Source organism: Kitasatospora sp. NPDC097691, assembly GCF_040302665.1.
Classification (GTDB): Bacteria; Actinomycetota; Actinomycetes; order Streptomycetales; family Streptomycetaceae; genus Kitasatospora.
In genome coordinates this window covers 1-1601 of record NZ_JBEORY010000131.1, presented here as the reverse complement: position 1 = coordinate 1601, position 1601 = coordinate 1, and the positions used below count along the sequence as shown (strand labels likewise).

Below are 1601 nucleotides of genomic sequence, written 5' to 3'. Positions count from 1 at the left end.
GGCAGATTCTCCCCGAGGACGGCACCCGGCGGAGGAGGCGCGATGACGGACACCTTGGCACTCTCGGAGGAGGAGTGGCTCGCCCGGTTGGTGCGGGCGCGGGCGAAGGTGCTGCCCCCGACCTCGACCTGCACGCTCAAGGAAGCCACGGCGCAGTGCGGCGTCACGATCCTCGTGATGCGGGATATCCTGGAGCAGCGCGGACTGCTGTCGCGCGCCAAGGTGCGGGGCATGGCTTTCAGGATCCCCGAGGCCGAGGTCCGCGCGATCGAGGCGGTCATGCGGGATTCGGTCGACGTCGACGGCGCCGCGGCCCTGCTCGGCACGACCTGGAAGGTGGTGAAGGACCTCACCGCCCTCGGGATCCTCAAGCCCTGGATCACCGGCGGGCGGGCGACGAAGCACGCCTACGTGTTCCCGCGGGCCGACGTGAAGGGGGTGCTGGACCGCCTATCTGTGGGCCTATCGGAACGCTTGTGCGTGGAGGTGGACGAAGCCACGCTCACGGGCGCCGCACACGCCTACGCGGTGCCGCTGGCAGTCCTCATCCGCGAGGCGCTGGTCGGTCAGCTCGGCCTTCACGGCCAGCTGGAGACGGATGGCGGCCTGCAGGGCCTGGTCGTCCGGCGCGTCGAGGTGCTGGCGGTTCGGCGCAGGCTGCGTTCGGCCCACGGCCGTACCCCGGCCCACTTCGTCGCTTGCGAGCGGCGCGCATAATGTGGGCGAAGGCCTTCGCGAGATGTCCCCCGGACCCGATATGGATTACCTTACGATCCCTGTGAGGAGGAGCGTGCCATGCCTCTCGCCGCTGTCAGGAGCCAGGCCCGGCCTATGTCCGGGGCTGAATTCCGGTCGTTCCAGGAGAAGCGCCCGGATCATGAACGCTGGGAGCTCATCGGGGGCTTGCCGGTCATGATGACCCCGCCCTTCATGGAGCACAACAGGATTGCCTCGAACTTGGAGAACCTGCTGAACGCCGCCTTGCGCGAGCACGATGCCACGCGCATGGCCGTTCAGCGGCCGGGGATCGAGTGCGAGTGGCCCGACGCGGTCGTCACGCAGTTGGGCAAGCGAGGGGACTATCGGCCCGAGCCGGACGTCGCGGTCGTGAGCTACGATGACGTCGTCGCCGGCAAGCGCTTCACCGCCGCGGGCTTCCTGCTCGCCGAGGTCGTTTCGAGCACGGACGAGGAGACCGCCCGTGTCGGTGGAGAGCGCTGGGTCGACGTCAAGGTCAGGCTCTACCAGTCGCACGCGCCCTGCGAGGCCGTCGTTCTCATCGAGCAGGATCGCGTGCACCTCACGGTCCTGACGCGGGAGGAGGAAGGCTGGATCCGCCAGGACCTGAAAGATCTGGACGATCCCATCGCGATCCCCTCCATGGGCCTATCGTGCACGGTCGGGGACATCTACGCCGACACCCGATGGCAGCCACGCGCGGTGCCCGGGCATACCCCCTGAACAACCTTGACCTTCTGAACATAGGTCCAACCTGCCGCGCGGTGTGGGCAGCGGTCAGGGGGCTGCCGCATCGGGCATGATCTTCGCCCCGTCGGGGTAACTCATCTTGAAGTCGGCGTGCCCCTTCAACGCCTCGGGCC

The 1601-nt window shown here is 68.3% G+C and carries 2 protein-coding genes; both read left to right on the top strand.

Features of this window, described 5'->3' with window-relative positions; translation table 11 throughout:
• The first annotated feature begins 42 nt into the window (after positions 1 to 42).
• The gene (locus tag ABTY56_RS38630; RefSeq protein WP_350634374.1) at positions 43 to 717 is read left to right on the top strand and encodes a hypothetical protein; all 675 of its coding nucleotides are present in this window, start codon (positions 43 to 45) and stop codon (positions 715 to 717) included.
• 78 nt (positions 718 to 795) lie between these two features.
• On the top strand, positions 796 to 1461 hold the full coding sequence (locus ABTY56_RS38625; protein ID WP_350634373.1) for a Uma2 family endonuclease: 666 nt from the start codon (positions 796 to 798) through the stop codon (positions 1459 to 1461).
• The last annotated feature ends 140 nt before the right edge of the window (positions 1462 to 1601 follow it).